Origin of the sequence: Mucilaginibacter terrae (assembly GCF_031951985.1) — a bacterium.
Taxonomy (GTDB): domain Bacteria; phylum Bacteroidota; class Bacteroidia; order Sphingobacteriales; family Sphingobacteriaceae; genus Mucilaginibacter; species Mucilaginibacter terrae_A.
In genome coordinates this window covers 201355-221919 of record NZ_JAVLVU010000001.1, presented here as the reverse complement: position 1 = coordinate 221919, position 20565 = coordinate 201355, and the positions used below count along the sequence as shown (strand labels likewise).

At 45.8% G+C, this 20565-nt stretch carries 29 protein-coding genes and 1 riboswitch; of the genes, 2 read left to right on the top strand and 27 right to left on the bottom strand.

Annotated elements, in window-relative coordinates:
* Positions 1–31 precede the first annotated feature (31 nt).
* The 16 genes from QE417_RS01045 to QE417_RS00970 form a co-directional block, all read right to left on the bottom strand.
* Entirely contained in the window at positions 32–1003 is a 972-nt protein-coding gene (locus QE417_RS01045) for a YeiH family protein (RefSeq protein ID WP_157541607.1), read from the bottom strand.
* An 81-nt stretch (positions 1004–1084) separates the two neighbouring features.
* Positions 1085–1702: a class I SAM-dependent methyltransferase gene (locus QE417_RS01040; protein WP_157541609.1), complete on the bottom strand. Its 618-nt coding sequence runs from the start codon at positions 1700–1702 to the stop codon at positions 1085–1087.
* 2 nt (positions 1703–1704) lie between these two features.
* Positions 1705–3042, bottom strand: coding sequence for an MBL fold metallo-hydrolase (locus tag QE417_RS01035; protein ID WP_157541611.1), 1338 nt, complete (start codon positions 3040–3042; stop codon positions 1705–1707).
* 1 nt (position 3043) lies between these two features.
* The gene (locus QE417_RS01030; protein ID WP_198171470.1) at positions 3044–3454 is read right to left on the bottom strand and encodes a DUF6691 family protein; all 411 of its coding nucleotides are present in this window, start codon (positions 3452–3454) and stop codon (positions 3044–3046) included.
* On the bottom strand, positions 3451–4011 hold the full coding sequence (locus tag QE417_RS01025) for a YeeE/YedE family protein (RefSeq protein WP_157541615.1): 561 nt from the start codon (positions 4009–4011) through the stop codon (positions 3451–3453). The genes QE417_RS01030 and QE417_RS01025 overlap by 4 nt, the downstream gene beginning before the upstream one ends.
* Positions 3998–4801: a sulfite exporter TauE/SafE family protein gene (locus QE417_RS01020; protein WP_157541617.1), complete on the bottom strand. Its 804-nt coding sequence runs from the start codon at positions 4799–4801 to the stop codon at positions 3998–4000. Before QE417_RS01020 ends, QE417_RS01025 begins: the two co-directional genes overlap by 14 nt.
* Before the next feature lie 59 nt (positions 4802–4860).
* The gene (locus QE417_RS01015) at positions 4861–5469 is read right to left on the bottom strand and encodes a Crp/Fnr family transcriptional regulator (protein ID WP_157541619.1); all 609 of its coding nucleotides are present in this window, start codon (positions 5467–5469) and stop codon (positions 4861–4863) included.
* Between the two features lie 46 nt (positions 5470–5515).
* Positions 5516–6175 carry an MBL fold metallo-hydrolase gene (locus tag QE417_RS01010; protein ID WP_157541621.1) on the bottom strand — a complete coding sequence of 220 codons (660 nt, stop codon included), beginning with the start codon at positions 6173–6175 and terminating at the stop codon, positions 5516–5518.
* Between the two features lie 115 nt (positions 6176–6290).
* Positions 6291–6752, bottom strand: coding sequence for a hypothetical protein (locus tag QE417_RS01005; protein ID WP_117392403.1), 462 nt, complete (start codon positions 6750–6752; stop codon positions 6291–6293).
* 9 nt (positions 6753–6761) lie between these two features.
* Positions 6762–7655, bottom strand: coding sequence for a LysR family transcriptional regulator (locus QE417_RS01000; protein ID WP_117392404.1), 894 nt, complete (start codon positions 7653–7655; stop codon positions 6762–6764).
* Positions 7656–7669: 14 nt separating this feature from the next.
* Complete coding sequence (locus QE417_RS00995; RefSeq protein ID WP_157541623.1) at positions 7670–7816, bottom strand: hypothetical protein; 147 nt, start codon at positions 7814–7816, stop codon at positions 7670–7672.
* 163 nt (positions 7817–7979) lie between these two features.
* Entirely contained in the window at positions 7980–8720 is a 741-nt protein-coding gene (locus tag QE417_RS00990; RefSeq protein ID WP_117392405.1) for a substrate-binding domain-containing protein, read from the bottom strand.
* A 4-nt stretch (positions 8721–8724) separates the two neighbouring features.
* A complete protein-coding gene (locus QE417_RS00985) occupies positions 8725–8904 on the bottom strand; it encodes a substrate-binding domain-containing protein (protein WP_311946941.1) in 180 nt (59 codons plus the stop codon).
* Positions 8867–9646, bottom strand: coding sequence for a molybdate ABC transporter substrate-binding protein (locus QE417_RS00980; protein ID WP_311946940.1), 780 nt, complete (start codon positions 9644–9646; stop codon positions 8867–8869). Before QE417_RS00980 ends, QE417_RS00985 begins: the two co-directional genes overlap by 38 nt.
* Positions 9647–9678: 32 nt before the next feature.
* Complete coding sequence (locus tag QE417_RS00975) at positions 9679–10137, bottom strand: DsrE family protein (RefSeq protein WP_117392407.1); 459 nt, start codon at positions 10135–10137, stop codon at positions 9679–9681.
* A 10-nt stretch (positions 10138–10147) separates the two neighbouring features.
* The gene (locus QE417_RS00970; protein WP_117392771.1) at positions 10148–11254 is read right to left on the bottom strand and encodes a c-type cytochrome; all 1107 of its coding nucleotides are present in this window, start codon (positions 11252–11254) and stop codon (positions 10148–10150) included.
* 145 nt (positions 11255–11399) lie between these two features.
* Between QE417_RS00970 and QE417_RS00965 the strand changes: the two genes are divergently transcribed.
* The gene (locus QE417_RS00965) at positions 11400–11852 is read left to right on the top strand and encodes a DUF305 domain-containing protein (RefSeq protein ID WP_157541629.1); all 453 of its coding nucleotides are present in this window, start codon (positions 11400–11402) and stop codon (positions 11850–11852) included.
* An 11-nt stretch (positions 11853–11863) separates the two neighbouring features.
* Here the strand turns inward: QE417_RS00965 and QE417_RS00960 are convergent, their stop codons facing one another.
* Positions 11864–12067: a hypothetical protein gene (locus tag QE417_RS00960; RefSeq protein WP_157541631.1), complete on the bottom strand. Its 204-nt coding sequence runs from the start codon at positions 12065–12067 to the stop codon at positions 11864–11866.
* A 66-nt stretch (positions 12068–12133) separates the two neighbouring features.
* Entirely contained in the window at positions 12134–12529 is a 396-nt protein-coding gene (locus QE417_RS00955) for a YidH family protein (protein ID WP_117392409.1), read from the bottom strand.
* A 114-nt stretch (positions 12530–12643) separates the two neighbouring features.
* On the opposite strand from QE417_RS00955, the gene QE417_RS00950 reads away from it, so the two are divergent.
* On the top strand, positions 12644–13837 hold the full coding sequence (locus QE417_RS00950; protein ID WP_157541633.1) for a sulfite oxidase: 1194 nt from the start codon (positions 12644–12646) through the stop codon (positions 13835–13837).
* A gap of 24 nt (positions 13838–13861) precedes the next feature.
* On the opposite strand, the gene QE417_RS00945 is transcribed toward QE417_RS00950, so the two are convergent.
* The 9 genes from QE417_RS00945 to QE417_RS00910 form a co-directional block, all read right to left on the bottom strand.
* Positions 13862–15220 (bottom strand): voltage-gated chloride channel family protein, encoded by a 1359-nt coding sequence (locus tag QE417_RS00945; protein WP_157541635.1) that lies wholly within the window; start codon positions 15218–15220, stop codon positions 13862–13864.
* A gap of 14 nt (positions 15221–15234) precedes the next feature.
* Positions 15235–15375, bottom strand: coding sequence for a hypothetical protein (locus tag QE417_RS23720; RefSeq protein WP_446670066.1), 141 nt, complete (start codon positions 15373–15375; stop codon positions 15235–15237).
* A gap of 31 nt (positions 15376–15406) precedes the next feature.
* Positions 15407–16513, bottom strand: a complete 1107-nt coding sequence (eno, locus tag QE417_RS00940; RefSeq protein ID WP_446670061.1) for a phosphopyruvate hydratase — start codon at positions 16511–16513, stop codon at positions 15407–15409.
* 177 nt (positions 16514–16690) lie between these two features.
* A riboswitch (Fluoride riboswitch) is annotated at positions 16691–16756 on the bottom strand.
* 310 nt (positions 16757–17066) lie between these two features.
* Complete coding sequence (locus tag QE417_RS00935) at positions 17067–18134, bottom strand: DUF932 domain-containing protein (protein ID WP_127702904.1); 1068 nt, start codon at positions 18132–18134, stop codon at positions 17067–17069.
* 4 nt (positions 18135–18138) lie between these two features.
* Positions 18139–18312, bottom strand: a complete 174-nt coding sequence (locus tag QE417_RS00930; RefSeq protein WP_164849849.1) for a hypothetical protein — start codon at positions 18310–18312, stop codon at positions 18139–18141.
* Positions 18313–18316: 4 nt separating this feature from the next.
* Complete coding sequence (locus tag QE417_RS00925) at positions 18317–18445, bottom strand: hypothetical protein (protein WP_262707637.1); 129 nt, start codon at positions 18443–18445, stop codon at positions 18317–18319.
* 63 nt (positions 18446–18508) lie between these two features.
* The gene (locus QE417_RS00920) at positions 18509–19126 is read right to left on the bottom strand and encodes a hypothetical protein (RefSeq protein ID WP_127702905.1); all 618 of its coding nucleotides are present in this window, start codon (positions 19124–19126) and stop codon (positions 18509–18511) included.
* Between the two features lie 600 nt (positions 19127–19726).
* On the bottom strand, positions 19727–20227 hold the full coding sequence (locus tag QE417_RS00915) for a GNAT family N-acetyltransferase (RefSeq protein ID WP_127702906.1): 501 nt from the start codon (positions 20225–20227) through the stop codon (positions 19727–19729).
* Positions 20227–20526: a type II toxin-antitoxin system TacA family antitoxin gene (locus QE417_RS00910; protein WP_127702907.1), complete on the bottom strand. Its 300-nt coding sequence runs from the start codon at positions 20524–20526 to the stop codon at positions 20227–20229. Before QE417_RS00910 ends, QE417_RS00915 begins: the two co-directional genes overlap by 1 nt.
* Between the last annotated feature and the right edge of the window lie 39 nt (positions 20527–20565).

The following is a 20565-nucleotide window of genomic DNA, read 5'->3' as shown; positions in this document are numbered from 1 at the left end:
GGTATTTGATACTTCTTGACCCCATGTTCATCTATACCAAATGCAGGATAGCGTACAAAGCGCTTACTGAGATCAATATCCACAATACCACACCCTGCACCAAAGGTTTGAATCCTACTGAAGCCAACACCTGGCGAGATAAACCGGCACCGATCAGGAACAAGGTCAAGGTGAGTCCCGCCTTAGCGATCATTACCATATAGGGGCTGATTAGTTTGACGACAGGCATGTAAGTGTTGGCGATCATTGCCAGAATGAATAACCCGATGAAATAAGGAATAGCTACTTTTTTAGATTGGTTTTTGAACAGAAAGGTCGACAAAAATGCGATCGGCACGATCCACAGCGCCCTGGCTAATTTCACTGTAGTAGCTACCTCTAAAGCGTGTGCGCCGTACTTACTGGCAGCCCCGACAACTGAACTGGTATCATGAATGGCAATGGCACACCATAAACCGAACTGGGTTTGTGATAAGTTGAAGTAATGCCCGACTACCGGGAACACAAACAGCGCAATAGAATTCAGTATAAACACACAACCTAAAGCGACAGAGATCTGTTTTTCTTCAGCCTTGATTACCGGAGAGATGGCTGCAATGGCGCTGCCACCGCAGATAGCGGTACCGTTTGAGATCAGGTAAGAAGTTTTCTTTTCGATCTTCAGCCATTTGCCGATCAGGAAACCGAAGAGTAAAGTGCTGCTAATCGAAGCGATGGTAAACAGCACGCCTTCTTTACCAGCCTGCATGGCACTATGCACATTCATACCGAAACCCAACCCTACAACCGATACCTGTAACAACAGGTGTGTAGCCTTATGATTTAAATGCAGGTATGGGTGACCTGACAATTGCGCGACCGCCAAGCCTAATAACAGCGCGATAGCCGGGCTGACGATTGGTGTAAGGCATAAAGCCACGCAAATGATAAAGATAAATTTACGGGTATTTTCGTTTAGGTGAAGAAATGTATGGGTTTGAGTTAACTGATGTTGGGTATCCATGATCTTTGCTTTTGATACCCAAAATTCCGTCTTATTTAGTGATAAATTTTATCATAAAAGGCGATGGTCGATAACTAAAGGTTATGGTAATTTTTGAAACCAACTGTGGTTAAATAGCTGCCCGGTATTAAATGGCGTATGATGGATATGCTCCATACTCCCCGTTAAATGAAAGTGCTCCCGGAAAATGTTTGATAACGAAGCAGGTGAATGACGTTCAACCGCTAATCCGCCACACTTTTCAGGGCCGTCGATACTAAAAGTCCCGATGATAAGTTTTCCATTAGCGCTTAAATATTTAGCTGCCACTTCAGCGTATTTGCTTTGATCTGCTGTATTGGTCAAAAAATGAAATGCTGCCCGGTCATGCCAAAGGTCGTATTGATCGTCAATTTCCATATCCAGCACATCACTTACGATCCATTTAATTTCATTAGCCTGATCACCCAACCGAAACTTCGCCCTGTCAATAGCCTTGGCAGAAATATCCAATACGGTAATATTCGTGTAACCCGATGCCAGCAGATGATCCGCCATTAAGCTGTCACCACCCCCAATGTCAATGATCGCTGCATCTTTTGGAAGATTTAAGCTGTTAATGATCGTTAACGAGGTTTCTGGTATTGGCTCGTACCAGCTTACTTCGGCCAGCTTTTTTTGTGCATAAACGTTTTCCCAGTGTTCTTTTTTATCAGCCATTGTTAAGATATAAACTTTTTGATCGCTTCTCTAAGATCGAACACGTTGGTTTTCGAATCAAATGCGTTGGCAACAATACTGCTGCCGGCAGCACTGCGGTAGCCTCCGGCGCAATGCACCACAATAGGTTTACTGAAAGGAATTTCCGCTAAACGCTCACGCAGTTCATATAGTGGAATAGGAAGAGCATTCCGGAAAACCGGCTGCGCTTTTACTTCAGCTTCGTTTCGGATATCGACTATCGTGTATTGCTCCGGGTGCGCAGCAAAATGAGCAAAGTTCAGTTCTGCCATTTGTTCGTGGCCTCCGTCAATCACAAATGCGGCTTCTAAAAAAGCTTCGTAGCCGATTTTAGCGGCTTTACCGATTACTTGCTTTAGTTTCTCCTCGTTTTCAGCTACTAAATAAAAAGCTTCTTTGGGTGCGATGATGCTGCCCAGCCAAGTCTCAAATTTGCCGCCATTCTGAATATTGATCGATCCCGGCAAATGCCCTTTTTTAAATTCCTGTTCAGGGCGGGCGTCGATAATAAACATTTCGCTGTTCAGCTCGACTGGTTTTTTGGCCGGAACGCCAGCTAATGCTGGTTGTAATGGTGGTGCGCCATGCTTATTCAAGGCAACATCATATGCAAAGTATTTTGGTATGAATGGCTGCTCTTCCAGCAAGGTCTGCACAAATTCAGTTTCGCTCATTTCCTGTAACGACCAGTTGCCCGCTCTTTCTGCGCCGATAGTGCTGCGATTATCATCGCTTAGCGCTTTACCGCATAAGGTACCTGCGCCATGTGCCGGGTAAACCCAAACCGCATCGTCCAACACCAACAATTTGTCGCGCAGTGAATGATACATTTGTTGGGCTAATTCCTCACGCCTCGCAGTGAGGTTTCCGGCCTGCTCACGCAGATCAGGCCTACCGCAATCACCAATGAACAGCGTATCGCCGGTAAATACGGCTTTGTCCTGACCATTATGCTCCAAAACAATGCTGATGCTATCCGGCGAATGACCTGGGGTATTCAGGCCTTTCAATTTTATTTTACCAAATGCGATCACGTCACCATCATCAAATGTTTGATGTGCATATTCAGCCTCTAATAGCTTGGAGCAATAAATGACCGCTCCGGTAACCTGCTGTAATTCCAGGTGCCCGCTTACAAAATCAGCGTGCGGATGGGTTTCGATCACACCGATGATGTTGGCATCATGTGCTTTTGCAAAAGACAGGTACGGCGTAACATCCCTTGCCGGATCGATCAGCACGATCTTGTTTTCGCATTCGCTTAATATCGCGTAAGAATAATGTGATAGTCCTTTATCTTCAAATTGTTCAATTTTCATATCAATGCGGAAGTTTTTCACGTAATAAACCATAAACCCAGGTACCTGCAACGGCGCTCAGCAGCGTTAATGTTGTAACCAAAATGCCGCTGCCGATCTGCGCGAATATGGGGCCTGGGCACGCACCGGTAAGCGCCCAGCCCAATCCGAAGATCAAACCACCATAAACATAGCCCCAGTTAAACTGCTTATCCGGGATGATGATCGCTTCTTGATGGATCGTTTTGATATTGAATCGTTTGATCAACAAGATGGAGATCATGGCGACTACAATAGCACTGCCGATGATGCCATACATGTGGAAGGCTTGCAGGCGGAACATTTCCTGTATGCGGAACCACGATATCACTTCGGATTTGATCAGGATGATACCGAAGCACATCCCGACCAGTAAAAATTTGAGGTTCTTCATAGCTGTAATAAATAAGGTAAGATCAACCAGGTCATTACAAAGCCGCCGATCATAAAGCAGCAGGTAGCTACCAGGGAAGGCCATTGTAAAGAGGAAACACCCATAATGGCATGACCTGAAGTACAGCCACCGGCATAGCGCGTACCAAAGCCAACCAGGAAACCGCCGATTACAATAAACACAAACCCTTTTAAAGTGGTTAGCGCCTTGAAACTAAAAATATCCTGTGGCAGTAAACCGCTGAAATCTTTAATGCCCTGCTGCTGCAAGGCAACAATGGTTTTAGGATTGATGCCCACCGGTCCGGGATCGGACAATAAATGCGCGGCGATGAATCCGCCTATAACGATGCCTGCAATAAAAAACAAATTCCATGTGTCCTTCTTCCAGTCGTATTTAAAAAAGGAAATATTTGCCGGGATACAAGCCGCGCATATCTGCCGCAAAGTAGATGAGATACCGAATGTTTTGTTACCTAATATTAATAGTGCCGGCACGATTAGCCCTATCAACGGCCCGGCTACATACCAGGGCCACGGTTGTTTAATGATGTCCATGTGAGTTAGTTAAAGTGCTTATTAAAACAAAGATACCCATAGCCAATACAAACCAGCCAAAGGCAGGCTTCAGGCGAGTATCGCTGATGAACCGCGTGAGGTAACTGCCGAGGATGATACCGGCAATGGCAAAACCCGAAAAGACGGCTAAAAACGCATAATTTATTACTACATGCCCGGTGATATCACCCAATACACCCAGCAGCGAGCTTATGGTCATTACTATAAGTGAAGTGCCCACCGCCTTTTTCATTGGCAAACCTGCGAACAAAACCAGTGAGGGAATAATAAGAAAACCACCGCCAACGCCTACAAAACCAGTGATGAGGCCAACAGCTATGGCCTGGAAAATTAATCTTGTATAACTGAGCTCTAGGGAACTACCACGATCTTCCTTTTTATTCCGGATCATCGAAAGGGATGCTGCCAGCATCAGAGCGGCAAAAACCAGCATCAGTAACATGCTTTTGGTAACAGCCCAGTGTCCAAGCGTAAGTAAGTGAATTGGTATCACCGGCATTATCCATCTCCGCATGGTAAATACGGCGGCCAAGGATGGTAAACCGAAGATCAACGCGGTCTTAACATCCACATTGCCTTTTAGGTAATGGCTGGCCGCGCCTGCGGTACTGGTTAGTCCAACTACAAATAAAGAATAAGTGGTCGCTAACACCGGATCGATAGCAAAAAAATAAACGAGAATAGGTACGGTAAGAATAGAGCCACCGCCGCCAACTAAGCCAAGGGACAAACCAATTAAAACCGAAGCTGCGTAACCTGCTATTTCCAAAACCTGATGATTAATGGAACAAAGCTATCTGCTTTCAGCCAGGCAATTGGTGACTTATGTTACACAGGGAAATTTAAAGTGATCTTATTGCGAGAAAGGGCGATCATCTCCTTCTTTTCCATTTGCTTCAAAAGGCGTGATATGACTTCGCGGGTAGTACCCAGCTCTTCTGCCAGTTGCTGGTGAGTGATCTGAAATTCATGGGAATTAAATACCGCAGCCTTCTTCTTCAGCAGTTCAACAATGCGGTCGTCCAGTTTTTGAAAGGCCACTTCGTTAATTACCGTGAGTAATTCCTCAAAACGCTGGTGGTAAAGCTTAAAGATAAAATCGGCCCATTCGGGATAGCTCTTTATCCATTCGCTGGCTTTGGTAATGGGCAACATCAGTACATCGGCATCCTCTTCCACCTCCAGGTGTACTTTCGAGGTATCTTCATGTATCCCGGCCAGGAATGACATGATGCAGCTTTCGCCGGGCTTAATGTAATAAAGTAATATTTCGCGGCCATCCTCATCCTGCCGCATCACCCGCATACTGCCGGATAAAAGCACCGGCAACGAACGCACATAACTGTTTGACGACATCAGCACCGTACCGGCAGGCAACTGCTTACGCTGGCTATTTGCCTCTAATTCTAATTGCAACGCAGGGCCAAACTGTATCATTGAGTAAATTTAGCAGTCTTAAGATCTATTACCTAATACTGCTTCTTCAAATGCTAATACTAAAACCCGGTTGCATGGCCTGATGAAATACGATCCCTCGTTTTTCAAAGTGCTTACTATAGGTCTCGTAGCGTTGTTTTAAAAAGAATTCCTTGGCGTAGCCATCGTGCACCGGTAGTACGGCCTTGGGTTTAATATGATCAGCAAACTCCGCTACCGCTATCTCTGTCGTAAACGGAGCCATAACAGGCAGTATTAATAATTCAGGCTGTTGAAATTCATCATCATAAGTGCCAAAAGAATCCGCAGGATTTAAGACCCTGCCATCGATCAAGTAGGCCTGCATATCAGGCAATGGACTATCAAGAATATTTTCATGTTTTACATTGATCGCCTGCAAAGCAAAAGGACCGATATCGAACAACCCGGCCTCAACCAAGTTATAAGATAGCCCGGACTCTTTTAATTCTTTAGCGACTTCTTTGTTGGTATAAATCTTAGCGCCGCTTAATTTAACGATGGCTTTCAGTTGTTCCACGTGCAGGTGGTCGGGATGACTATGGGTAATGATGACAGCATTGACTTTAATAAATTGCTCCACTTTTACTAAGTCCTCGGCAAATGTAAACTTACCGGGATCGAATAATAACTGAAAACCGTCTTTTTCCAGTAGTAGGCAAGAGTGGATATATTTAGATATTTTCATAGCATTTGAATATGATAAATAAACCCTCAAATGATGGGAAAGTTTCCAGCCCAACCAAGCTATCAGATCCTATTGCCGTAAAGAGATCTATTATGGTAAACAGACATCACGATAACTAAATATTATCGAACATTTTTTTTGACCAATTTGATACATCTCTTATAAAAAGCTGCCTGTTCCTTTCACTTCCTGCTGGATATGCTGTAATTAGAATTTTAGACGAGGGAAAATCAGCATCGACGGCAGCTTTGCAGATAACGGGAGCAATACGCTTCATTAGAATAATAACATGATCAGGTTGAAGCGAACGCATGCGATCTGCCAACTGCCGGGCAGCATAACCCGTTGGTTTAGTCAATATTTCTTTACCCAAAGGATAAAGGTGATCCAAGACGCATCCGGACTTGTTAAAAAAGTCAAGAAAGTCGTCAGCAGAACTAAATTTACCAAAAGCCTGTTCAAAGGCCGTGCGCATTGCCCGGAATAAATTGGTGTTCTTTAAATAAAAATGTTTATCGATAGAACCAGGCGCTTCAGCAATAAACATGATGATGACTTTATTTCTCTTTTCAGTCATATCAGAGGCTTATAGGCTCTTATAGCTTTTAGCGAATCGCATAAATATTTCTGCTAACGATGAAGGTTGACCGTGTGGCAGGATAAAATAAAATGGACGCTCTATAGTCAGATCTTTGATATCAATGATCCTGCATTCGTTGTATTTTAGTTCTTTTAATATCGACTGCACAGATACAAATGCAAAACATTTGCTGTGTAGCAAATAAGACTTTATACTTTCCGTGCCGCCTAACTGCATCTCGATATTCAGATCTGATAACTTAATATTGAAAGGCTTTAAAGCGTGAGCAATGACGTCCAAAGTCCCTGAACCTGGTTCACGTAGTAATAAGGGTAAATCTTTTAATTCTTCCGGTTTAATGCTGTCCTTTTTAAAAGTATTTGAGGCGCTACAGATCAGCACCAGTTCATCACTCAAAAATTCCTGATAGCTGAGTTGCGGATTACGCAGGATGCCCTCTACTATACCCAGATCGATCTCTTTGTTTAACAATGCCAGTTCCACCTGCTCAGTATTACCGGGCACCAGGTTCACTTGTACGTCTCTAAACTTTTCGTGGAACCGGGCTAATACCGGGGGGATCACGTATTGCGCAACCGTATTACTGCCACCGATACGCAACGTACCCGAATGTTTTTTGATCAGCAGGTTCATATCAAAGTCCAGCTCGTTGTAAACAGCGGCCAGTCTATCCGCATAAGCCAGCAACATTTCGCCAGCAGGTGTGAGCGATATTTTTTTATTCCCGCTACGTTCTATCAGCGTCGTTTTGAACTGTTCCTCCAGTTCTTTGATATGCTTGGTTACCGCAGGCTGGCTGATATACAACTCAGCAGAAGCTTTAGTAAAGTTCAGCCTCTTGGCCACTGTATGAAAAACCTGTAATCGAAAATCGAACATACTGATAAATGTTATTAGCTAAGTCGGAAAAATAACAACAAAAATGGGAAAGTAGCTGCTGCCAAGGCGATGACTGATACAGCTATATTTATAACCTTGTTGCCAATTATTATTGCTTGGTCATCAAATTGATAATGTACATAACGTTGAATAGTTTTCATGATCTCTTTGCTTATAACTCAAAGATCAATCATAACACCAAGTCATTTTCATCGTCAAAACAGATGGTTGATAGCCTAAGGTTATGAAAAACAGCTCAAGCATATAAGGCAAAAACAGGCTGATTCTGTCGTTCAGTTCATGTTAGGGTTTTAAATATGAGCTTTATTCCCAGCCCCATTTCTTAAATATCACATGGCCATCGACACTTTGCAAGAACTGAATGAACTGTTTGGCTTGCGTAGCCTGTTTGGTATTGGATGTAAGTGCTACCGGCGTACCACGATATAAGCGTGATGCCAAAGACAATTCCACAACTTGCGTAACATCCTTCAAATTATTGTGCCACGATGCGTAGGTGATCCAGGCATCATAGCTTTTGTCTTTCTTCCAGGCCTCGATGCCCAGCGCGGTATTGGCGTAGGAACCGCCGATGTTTTTTTGTATCGCGCCGATCAGGTTTTCTTTACCGGCGATATCTTCCCACAAGCCCAACTGCCCGGCTCCGTTCACGTCCAGCACTTTTATACCGGGTTTGGCAAGATCTTTTAAACTTGTGATCTGTTTTGGATTCCCCGACCTTACCAATATGGCCGCGCGTCTTTTATAAAGTTCCACACGTGTGGCTGCATCAACCATTCCCGGATGGGTTTGCATGAACTGCGTAAGCATATATTCCGCACCGCCGTAGATCACATCGCCGTCTGCCTGCGCTTGTGAAAGCCACTTCGGTTCCGGGCCACCGGTTACTTTTACAGGAATACCTGTTTTAGCGGTGAATGCTTTAGCGCAATCCTGCATGGCTGAAAGCGGGCCGCCGGGTCCGTAAATGTGAAGGGTGTCTTTTTGGGCGAAGGCCACAGCTACATTGGCCATGAGAACTATGATAATGATCGATCTTTTCATATTGTTATTTTGTTATAAAACCATATTTCCGGTAAATTGATTTGGCTACCGGGCTTACTAAAAAGTCCATAAAATCCTGCGCAGCCTGCGCGTGCGGCGCGGCCTTTAATTGTCCGGCCACATAAGTGGCGCTGATGTTATCTTTCTCAGGGATCTCCACCATATCTGCCGGGTAACCGATCATTTTCTGGATAATAGGCTTCGGTGTACCATACCGGTGCAGCATCACTCTGTTGATACATAATGCGCATTGGCGTTTGCCTGTGGTGTATCTGGGTTAGAAAAGTTTTGCCGTTTTTAACCTTGGTATCCATGATCGTATTTTTTAAGGTTTCACCGCCCACTTTTACATAAGCTTCCTCTATACGTTTACCAATTCCTTCCCACTCCGGATTGGGCATGCTTACACGCACATCGTTACGCCCAAGGTCTTTCAATCCCTTCACTTTTTTAGGATTACCCTTTTGCACCATAATAGCTAAACGGTTGTAGGCATAAGGTGCGGTCTTGCTGAAATATTCCGGCATCTGATCGATCCGGCTTTTTCCTGCAGTGTAAACATCGGGTTTCAAGGTGATACGCATGTTCCCAATAACAATGCTGCCACCTATGATCTGCTTAGCCAGTATGCCCGGTGGCAAGGTTTCGGCAAATACACGCTGGTATTGCGGGTATTGTTTTTTGAACGCGGCCAGCAGGTCGTCTATACACATGAACTGATTTCCGGCAAAGAATACCACCAGTTGCGGGTCGTTAATGTCGCCGAACAGATCGGGTACATTGTCGACTCCCGGGACGGTAAATTGCACCTTGCTTTCAGGCGGGGTATTCCAGGGTGGATCAAATCGGTGATCCTGTGCTTTTACCTGGCTACTCAAGGCTGTTATTGCTGTTATTGCAAATGTTATTTTTTGAAGATATTTCATGATGGTTTATATAAATTGAATGAGGATGCTTATTAGGGATGTACAGTAGCCCAGCCTTCGTATTGGCGGATGATGATCTCACCGTTGCCGCTCGGCACATAGGAGATGAATGGAAACAGGTCGGCTTTGTCAATTTTCCTTTCCTTGATCGTGTTATCGCACTGTGCCAGCACCACTCCCTTTGCCTGTAGGTCCTTTAAAGTTTGCTCATAGGCGCTACTTTTCATGTAAACAGCCACGCCGTCACCAAAAGCGATCAGTTCAACATGGAGTTTACCTTTTAGTCTTGGATCTTCCAGCGCGTTATTGATGTTCCTTAACGTCCCCTTGATCTTTTTATCATCGCCGGAATTGATGATGTAAAGCGCATCGTAATGCTTGAGCTTTGCGGTTGCGCCCGTAAAGGCGGCGGGATCGGTTTGTTGTGCTTTAACAGTTTTTGTGAAAGCGGTCAGCGCGAAGGCTGCTAAAATGATGATGTACTTTTTCATGGTTCTTATTTTATGATTTGATGATTGATGCTTGTTTTTGTGCGTCTTTGATGGGTTTGAACGGCCCGTATTTATGCTGCTTCTCGCTGAACTGGTCGGCGTAAGGCCCGAACGGGAAATCGATCGGTTTCTTTTTCAGGTCTTTCCAGTCATGTTGCTGATCCTTATGAGGGCGCGGCTGGGAGTTAACAAAGGCGCCAACGTTCCAGGCCTCTTCATCTGTTAATTGCGGACTATGATATGAAGCGCCATATGGCATATTGTTTTTCACAAAACCTGCAAAATTGGTCAGCCTGTACATGCCTGCGCCATCGTTATAGCTGTGCTTTCCCCATAACGGCGGATTGGCGTAGGTTTTTTTATCGGCGTTAAGCAGGCCCTCGCCATTAGCACCATGGCAGCTTTGGCATTTCATCATAAACACTTCCTTGCCCTTGGCCGGGTCTGCTGCCTGGTCCATGAATGCCAGCTTTTCTGTTGCATTTCCAAATAGTTTCTGACCTTTCTTTACGTCCTTGCCGATCCACTTCATGTAAGCCAACATGGCCTGGATCTCTTTACTGGATGGGTTAGGTACTTTACCGGCCAAACTACGCTCGAAGCATTCAGCGATGCGTTCTTCAGGCTGCTCCACCCTGCCACTCCTGTTGCTCAGTTTTGGATAACTAGCAATAAAGCTGGCATAATTATTACCGAAAAGGCGTGACCCGGCATCAAGGTGGCAGTTCTGACAATTCATCCCGTTAGTGATCTTCGCGATGCTGCCTTGAGGGCCAAAATATCTGGCGGTATGTGCTACAAGCTCCCTGCCATATTTGATCATCTCGCCATCTTTACCGGCAGGTATCGTATTATCATTTGGAGCTTTCCATGCATCAGCCGGAATAGGGCGTGGTGTCGTACCGGCAGAGGCTTCGGTAGATGGAATGGTAACTGGTTGGTCGGATCTGCCATTTATCTTCTGGGAATCCTTACCAGGTAAATGACCAGTTGGTACTATCAATGTCACGATCACCACTATTATACAAACCGCAAACAAAACACTTACGGTAATTAAGGCCTTTGATACTTTTACCAAGGCTTTGGTCACTTCTCTATTTTCGTCTTGCTGTTTCATTTTGTTTGTTGGTTGATACATCAAAAGTACAAGCGAAAAAGGCTGAAGTTATATCACAAAATTTGATGATTGATAACCTGTGGTTATGGTATCTTAACAAATGAACATTTTAGAAACAGTTGGGTTTTACCATAAAAGATCGATCATGAATAAAAAAGTCTATACACGTTTCCTGATCATGCTTGCGCTGTCATTCATGATCATGTATGCCGTTATGTATCTTAATGTGTATGAGTGGGATCATATTTATCTTAACCTGACCAGATTTTACATGACCTTACTGATGATCTGCCCGATGGCAGTTCTAATGTTGATGATGATGCGCAATATGTATACCGATCGAAAGAAGAATTTTTTGATCATGGTATTCAGTATTGTCATTTTCGGCACTGCCTTATGGGGCGTAAGACTTCAAATCGCTGTGGGCGATATCCAGTGGATGAAGGGCATGATACCGCATCACTCTATAGCGGTCCTGACCAGTAAAAACGCCGAACTCAAAGACCCGGAGGTGCGCAAACTGGCGGATAGTATTGTTAAGGCACAGCAGGCAGAGATCATACAAATGAAGAAGATGATCGAAAGGCTTGAGCGATAGTTCAGAAAGAATTACTTCTGATAATGGTCTTCAATAGCCTGCCCAATAATATTGGCGGACTCTTGCGAGATATCACCGTTAACAATACTCCATGAATTATCACCATTATTTATAAGTGTGATCGTTCCGCTATCTGTCTCCACGGCAAATGTTTCGTCCTGGTGCGTCACTTTATATTGCTGATCGGAACCGCCAGGTATCGTAGCGGATACCATAAATTCAGAATGTATTCCCATGTTTATTTAACCATAAAGCATAGAAATTGTTCCACAAGGAGTTTATCAGGTATTGGGTAAAAGATACCAAAGCAGCAACCCGCTGACCAGTACTATCGCAACGGTCAGCAAAAGCGATAAGGCGAACGAAGGAAAGTAGGTATTTCTAAGCAATTGTTTTTCAATACGTCGATACCTGAAATAACTTAACAAGGCCATCAGGGCACCGATAGCGACGAGTATGATCCCGATGGTCGCGGAAAAGCCCTTCCCTGGCAGAACGATCTTGTCAGTAATAACGAGGGATAATTGCTTGACGAACAAGCTGAATTTTACGACTACAAACCCAAAACCCATTAAAGCGATACTTGTCCTGATCCAGGCCAAAAAGGTGCGTTCATTGGCCAGATGATCACCGGGATTGATCTTTTCTTTGTTCGTGTTTGCGCTTGGTATTTCCATAAGATCTAAGCAATTGAAAAGCTGATTTGTTGGCAACCGGTCGAGATTGCCTGTTCAAACAAAATGCACTGCCGATCCTTAATTATTTAACACTCCAATCAAAATCGGTCAATTATGGATAAGGCGCAAAATAACGGAACGAACAATAACGGACGACGTGCTTTCCTGAAAGGGACAGTTCCCGTCATGGCAACCGCAATCATTCCGGGAATCGCTTCAGCGAGTAACGCAGATAAAGGATCTGAACCATCCTTCCCGGGCCTAATCATCAGGGAAAAGGAACCGGTCAATTTTGAATTCCCTTTTCCGATGCTTTCCAGTTTGATCACGCCCAATAACCAGTTCTTTATACGAACCCATTTTCCCATTCCGAAGTTGCAGGCAAAAGAATGGAAAGTAGCCATCGGAGGCCATGTTAATAGAGAGATCACCTTAACCTATGATGAGTTACGTGCTTTACCCGCTAAAAAAGTGATGGCGATACTGGAGTGCGCCGGTAACGGGCGAGCCAACCTGGCTCCAAAGGTAAAGGGCTTATTGTGGGAACAGGGTGCCGTCGGAAACGCAGAATGGACAGGTGTGCCACTTTCTGTAGTATTGGAAAAGGCCGGTATAAAGCCGGGCACAGTGGAAATCATTTTAGAAGGGGCAGATAAGGGCGAAGTTTCGGAAGAACCCAAATCTCCCGGTGCTATCCACTTCGCCAGAAGTTTACCGCTTACCAAAGCGATGCAGGCGGAAGTGATACTTGCCTATCAAATGAACGGAAAGGATCTTAGCCCCGAGCATGGGTACCCGGTAAGAGCGATCATCCCAGGCTGGTATGGCATGGCTTCCGTAAAGTGGCTTACCAAAATAACCGCGGTGGACAAGCCATTTGATGGCTACTGGCAAACCCTGGAATATGCTTACTGGAAACGCACTGATGACCAGCCGACACTGACCGCAGTGACCGAGGTACAGGTCAAAGCAGAGATCGCCAGACCTGCGCTAAGCGAGGTGGTCCCTGCAGGTAAAACATACCGGGTGCATGGTGCGGCCTGGTGCGGAGAAAATGAAGTAGCAAAAGTCGAGGTCAGCCTTGATGAAGGCGTAACCTGGCAACCGGCAAAATTATTAGGCAAGCACGTTAAGTTCGCCTGGCGGCTTTGGGAATACAACTGGCAGGTTCCTGCGGGCGAGAACCAGTATAAGCTGATGTCAAGGGCGACCGACAGTCAGGGAAATACGCAACCTATGGAACACGATAAGGATCGCAGGACCTATATGGTCAACAAGATCGTGACCGTTAAAATAGAGGCGCGGTAAAACCGCGCCCCGTCTTTGCAGTTATTACTTTAGAAACCGTTCATACCAATGCGGCCGGCTTTTACCCAGGTCACCCAAAGCGGAGTCGGGCGTTATACCGGCATTCAGCAATTTGGGGACAGCGATCCTTTGCGCGCTGTAAATGCCCGAATGGCCACTGAATAAATAGGCCGTAAAACAAGCGATCGCAAAATAAAGCACGTGTTCCCCGCCAAACAGTTCTACTCCCATGACCGTACAAGCCAGCGGCGTATTGGTCGCGCCGGCAAACACGGCAATAAATCCCAGCGCTGCAAATAAGCCCACCGGTGCATGCAATACATTAGACAACGTGTTACCCAAGGTAGCCCCTATATAAAATAAGGGGGTTACTTCTCCGCCTTTAAATCCAGAGCCAAGCGTGACGGCCGTATAGATCATTTTCCAAAACCAACTGAGCAGGTCTGCACCTCCGGTATGGAAAGCCGACTGGATCGTAACGGCCCCGGGATACTCTGCAGCAACACCAAGGCTCAGGTAGTCAGGTTTTCCGTTGAGATAGGTCAGCGCGATAATGACCAGGCCACCCGCAACAGGGATCAGCCATTTCAACCGTATAAAATGACCTGAAACGACCTTGATCGCGTGAACTAGTGAAGAGAACAAAGCGCTGGACATCCCAAATGCCGCGGACGCTAACATCACTTTCAGCATTAACAGACCATCAAAAGGAAGATAAGCTGATAAAGGGTATGCCTCATGCCGAAAGGCGCTGATCTGGTAGGCCGTATGGTGAACTCCCCAGACTGCTACCGTGTAGTCCCCGGCGACAGCGCCGATCAGTGCAGGCAGTAATGCGTTATACTGCATACGCCCTATGGCCAAGACCTCCAGGGCGAACAGCGCACCTGTCAGCGGTGTACCGAATACGGCACCGAACCCGGCGGCAACTCCGGACGTGAGCAATAACTGCATATCCTGAACGGACAGTCGGTACCACTTTCCAAATAAATGGGCAATGCTTCCGCCAATCTGTACCGCGGTACCTTCACGACCGGCAGAACCACCGAACAAGTGTGTCAATACCGTGGTCAGTAGAATGATCGGTGACATTTGCGGCGGGACGCCCCCGCCTGGTTCGTGTATCTCCTCCATGATCAGGTTGTTGCCTTTTTCGGAAGACCTGCCGACCGAGCGATAGATCAGGTGGATCAGTACCCCGGCCAGCGGGAGCAAAAATAGAAGCCAGGGATGATGGAACCGGTAATTGATGGCCAGGTCCAGTATCCATAGAAACAAGGCGACCATACTTCCGATAGCGACAGCTACCGGAAGTATAAGCAAGCTCCACCTGATCAGTTCTTTGATGATCTGGTAGCGCTCCGAGGTGATGAGAGCTTTCATATACTGATCTGCTGCTACCGTTTAAAAGTTTCGATCCCTGCAAAACGGGCTTTGCTACCCAGTTCCTGTTCGATGCGTAAAAGCTGATTGAATTTGGAGACCCGCTCCGAGCGGCAGCCACTTCCCGTTTTGATATGCCCGGCATTGGTGGCCACCACCAGGTCAGCGATGGTCGTGTCCTCTGTCTCACCCGCTTCGGTGAGAGATAAAACAGTGGTAGCCGTTCTGCTGCGCCAGTGCTACAGCTTGCAAGGTCTCTGATACCGTGCCTATCTGATTAAGCTTGATCAACACGCTGTTCCCGATACCCCGATCGATACCTTCCTGAATGATCGAAGGGTTCGTGCAAAATATATCATCGCCGACCAGTTCCACTTCGCTGCCCAGCTGATTGGTCATGATCTTCCAGCCATTCCAGTCGTTTTCGCCCAAACCGTCCTCTAAAAGCACGATAGGATAAGTTCGGATCCATTTTGCCCAGAGATCGACCATCTCTTCCGAGCTATAACGCTGCTGGTTACTCTTGTACATTTTGTAATGACCATTGTCCCACATCTCACTGGTGGCCGGGTCCAGGCAAACAGAGATATCCTCTCCGGGTTTGTACCCGGCTTTCTGAATAGCTTCCAAGATCACTTCGATGGCCTCTTCGTTGGAGCTGAGGTTGGGTGCAAAACCGCCTTCATCGCCCACACCGGTGTAATAGCCCTTATTCGACAAGAGCTTTTTTAGCGTATGAAATACTTCTTCGCCCATGCGGATACTTTCTTTAAAGTTCGGCGCATGGTGCGGAGCGATCATGAATTCCTGAAAGTCTAGGTTATTGTCCGCGTGACGTCCACCGTTGATCACGTTCATACACGGGACCGGCATCACATAGGTATCGCGCTCGATAAGCTGACGGTAAAGGGGGATCTTTTTGGATACAGCGTTCACCCGCGCAAAGGCGATCGAAGCGGCCAGAATGGCGTTAGCGCCTAACCGGGCCTTATTGGGTGTTCCGTCCAGGTCGATCAGCACCTGATCAAAGGATGCCTGATCAGCGAATGCGGAGCCGATAAGTGCACGCTTTACTTCCTGATTGATACCGGCCACTGCTTTTTCAACGCCCTTGCCCTGATAGCGGCTTTGGTCGCCGTCGCGTAGTTCCACCGCTTCTTTCTCGCCGGTGCTGGCACCCGATGGTGAGATCCCCCTTGCTGTTGAGCCATCTTCTAGAGTGATCTCCGCTTCAACGGTCGGATTACCTCTTGAATCCAAAACTTCCCTGGCCATAATGTTCTTGATGTTCATTTTATGTTGTTTTTAAAAGTTTAAATCGCATGGACAAAACCATGAACTGATGCCGGAACAATGAGCAGGGAGGTGACCTGGCTAAATGCGAGACGGGATAGAAAAGGGATTGAAGTACCGCTGATCATTCACCTACAATAATGTTCACGACAAGACCTGCAAGGTTTCATCTATGCTATAATTGTAGGCGTCATCAGCACGAGGCGGTTATTTTGAACGGAAGACACCATTTCCGTTTAAATCATAACAATCAAAACGCTATTTGTTTTTAAAAAATATGAGCATACAATAGATATGTTAGGAATGAGTTATTTTAGTGCTGGATAATTGGTCGATGTCAAATTGGACACAGTTTGTGTCCAGTTTGCTGTTGATATGATAAGGTCTGGCCAGTTATCATTTTTGAATATAAACTTGGCTCAAAATAAAGCGCCCCCTGTTTTCACCAAAAATCATCATCGATACGGAAACAGGGGGCGTCCTAAATGGGCGGGCGATAGCCCGCCGTCCGGCAATTTTTGAAAACAAGGGGGATTGCTCCCCCTTGTTGGCTTTAGTTAAATATTAGTGCCTCATTGCCTCGCGTAGCGAAATCCCGGCAAAGATTAAAGGCGGTTTGTGCCCGCTGTTTGGCGGTGCCGTCCATGATGGATTTAAACTTCGCTTCCTCGCTTTTGAAACTGCGTACATTCTGAAAATACCCGGTTACCGCATTATAAGCACCAAATACCGTTCCTGCAGTCGTATCGATCTGTTGCGTCGGGCTGGCTAAAGCGTATTCATAAACGCTGTCAACAATGTTTGTGTAATGCGTAGAAAGCTGTTCAAACCTGCTTTCGGCTAAATGTTCTAATACCTCTTTATTAGGTGCCATAGCAATCTGTATCAGCTTTCTCACTTCACGGTCTGTAATGCGGACTTTTGCCCACTGGTTAAACAAGCCTTCCATTTCCTGGCTCAACTCACGGCTGATGCCCATGAGCGTATGCGCTTGTTTTAACCGCTCGGCAGCAGACGCGGTATGCCGTATCTTAATTGCTCCTGAATGATTCCGCATAGCAGCATTAAGCGTGTTATTACATACAATTCTGATAGGCGTAAAAGCTGCGGTTATACTGCCTAAACCATCATGCGAAGTGGTCAAAAACAAGTATTGCTCTATCCAGTCCTTGACACCTACACGGATATAATCAGGCAGCTTGGCGGTTATGAATACTCGTTCGCCGTTGCCTAATGCGCCTGCGGTCTCGTACAAAATACCATCACTACCGCCGACAATGGCGTCAAAGAACGAAAACGCATCACGGTTTTGCACAACTTCATAGTCATTGCCGACTACACCTAAAACCTGCTCCGTGTCTGCCCTTACGGTGGCAAAGAAATTCGGTACTTCTATTTCAGGAATGATCATATCGTCGCTGCCTTCACCCAAATGGTTGGCAGTATCATAAGTAAACAAAGGACGTTTTTCTACAATGTAGTCCAAACCCGCATGCTGTATCGCTTCGCTGCTGGTCGGGTAGCGGTCAATGATCTGCCCTAAACCGTGCCAGGCTTTTTCCTTTACGCTCATAAAGCTGTGTTTGCCTGTTTTCTGATTGAAATTGATCTGATGTGCCATTGCTTTAATTTTTTGTAGTTCTTGTATTCATGGGTATGATCTCGGTGCGCAGCACCTGTACATTGCCAGTGCTCGTAATTTTTACGTCGCTGTTTTGCAGTTCTGCAATAGCGTCGTGTATGTTAGGGTGCGTGGTTTGAATGGCCACTTTCACCAGTATGAAAATTTTGTCTTCCATTGCCTTAATATTGATAGGTGTTCAAAAAATCACGGAATTCCATTTGAAATTGTGCGGGGTTCTCCTGCGCCAGTTGTTCGGCGTAACCTTCCCAAAATAGCTGGTCGGTCAGTTCTATAAATTGCTCGTACATGGGAGTAGCTGTTTTGATGAAACTTAAAAATGCCCCCGGCTAAACGCCGGGAGCAATACCTGTTCAGGCGTTCGGAAAAACGATGTTAGCCTCGATGTCGGCCAGTTTTTCGTGGCAGGCATCAAAAATGAACTGTGCCACCATGCGGATAAGGTTCGGCGTGTTAGTGACGAATTCGCGGCGTTTATCATCCTGAATGATGAGTTTGCAGCCTTGGTAGGGGTTGCTTTCCAGTTCGTCGTTCTCTTCCTGTAATTGCACCTCAAAATCTTCTAAGGTCTTAATTCGGGCTATCAGGGCCAAACGCTGGATAGACAAGCGGTGCAGGTCATTCACGGATTTGAGCGTTTGCTCTAAATTCAGCGCGAACTTTTTAGGCTCAAATTTTACTTCTTCCGTTTTAGCGGGTTCGGCCTGTGCTTCGGCTTTCACTTCTTCGGTGGCTGGCTGGTTTGCAGCGTTAATGGGTTGGTTATCCACTGTAGCGGTGCCACTGGGCGCAGCCTGGGCAGGCGCAGGTTCCGCAGTTTGTGAATTTTCGGCGGGCTGTTCATTGGTAGTGTTTGCATGTTCTTTGGCTTCTTTGCCTGTAAGGCTTGGGCGGTTTGTAGTTCTGTTAGCTTCGTTTGCTTTTGCTGCTGCAACTTGTACACCGTTTGCATTTTTTTCTGCTGTTTTCATCTTAGAAGATTTTAAAGGGTTAAAAAATTTGTTTTTCGTTTCCCTCTTTTCCCGAAGACTTCCCTTAAAAAGCTATTCTTCAAAAGAAAAAACGGTAAAAAAGAAAGTCAAAAAAGCGGTCGTAAGCCAGAGCGGGAGAACTATAAGTCCCGAAGGGTGGCCGCAGCGAAGCGAAGGACATTATGCGTTCGTACGTAAAGGCTGACCGAGATTGACGCCGCTTTTGTCCGTTTTCGTTGGAAAATAGCAGCTAAAAGAAGTCCCTTAAATCGAATCAGCAAGGGCAGGAATGCAGGCAAGCGAAGCTTTTCCCGGCGAAGGGTAACGGAGCGGGTAAACGAGTGAAGTCCGGAATGATGCGCCTGCAGGACGTAGCCAGTCAAACGTTATAAGCGAATGCTTTTGCAGCGCAGCAAAAATGCAGGAGCGGAATTTTAAGCAATAGACATTGGAGAAGTTAGCCTGTCAAGGATTGCAACGGCATCCTTTTCATGGAAAAGATATAGTGAAAAGCCTGGCCTTGGGGACAGCCAACGAGCTTTCAATTTATACGCTTGTATAATATCTCGCTGTTTACCCAGAGAATATCACATGACAATCCTAATTTGTAAACAGCGCAGCTATGGTCTGTATCGTCAGAAACATTTTCCCAGAGTCCAGTTTAACAAAGTCATATTTTAAGTAAAAGGCTTCCGCATCGGCGTCAAGCGGATCGACGATCACAGCCATTGCCCCGACATGCGTCAAAGAGACGTCGTAGCACTTCTTTAACGCATCAATTAAAAGGTATTCGCCAAGGCGTTGTCCTTTATAGTTTTGATCCAATGCGAGCCTTCCTAATAATATAGCAGGGAGGTTATGGTAAGAAGGCGGCATTTTCTTTTGCACTTTTTCCGGCACCAGTTCGTAGGGTATGCTGGTACTTGATAGCGTATAATAGCCGATGATGCGGTCACCATCCAGCATGACAGACACGGTACTTAAACGCCTTTTGATATCCTGGCTTGCCTGTTTGTGCAGGTAATTATCCAGCATTTCCTTGCCGCAGGTAAACTCTTTTTTGTTAAGTCCTGAATGCAGCGGTTCAATCGGATAACTCATTAAACTTCCGTTGACTGATTATTTAATTCACGGTAGCGCTCAGCAGCCTCTTGTAAGCGTTTGCCAGGTTTCGGCGGGTTCATGATTGCTTCGAAAAAAACATTCCTGTCCCTTTCTGTAGCCAGAACAGCTTCGTGCTGTTCCACAATAAATTTTGCTTTTTCCTGAACAGTGGATACCACAAAATCGGTAAGCGTACGGTAACCGCCTAATTTTGCTGCCCGTTCAAATAATGTTTTCTGATCTGTTGTCAGTTTGGTATCGAATCTTGTCTTTTCAGCTTTGATCGCTCGTTCCATAATTATTGCCTTTCAAAACAAATATACGGAAAAATTCCG